Source organism: Bradyrhizobium sp. Leo78 (assembly GCF_059512425.1).
Window position 1 is genome coordinate 1 of the sequence record NZ_JCAMOT010000288.1, and the last position, 374, is coordinate 374.

The 374-nt window shown below is 65.2% G+C and carries 1 protein-coding gene; it reads left to right on the forward strand.

The window, feature by feature from the left end:
- Positions 1-374 (forward strand): carboxyl transferase domain-containing protein (locus AC5ZG1_RS44730; protein ID WP_496136619.1); only part of this gene is annotated, 374 nt, incomplete at both ends.

Consider the following 374-nt stretch of genomic DNA (forward strand, 5'->3'; position numbering starts at 1 on the left):
GTCGCCAACCAGCCGATGGTGCTCGCCGGCGTGCTCGACAGCGACGCCTCGCGCAAGGCCGCGCGCTTCGTCCGCTTCTGTGATGCCTTCAACATCCCGATCGTCACCTTCGTCGACGTGCCCGGCTTCCTGCCCGGCACCGCGCAGGAATATGGCGGCCTGATCAAGCACGGCGCAAAACTGCTGTTCGCCTATTCGCAATGCACGGTGCCGCTCGTCACCATCATCACCCGCAAGGCCTATGGCGGCGCTTTCGACGTCATGGCCTCGAAGGAGATCGGCGCCGACATGAACTATGCCTGGCCGACCGCGCAGATCGCGGTGATGGGCGCCAAGGGCGCGGTCGAGATCATCTTCCGCTCCGACATCGGCGA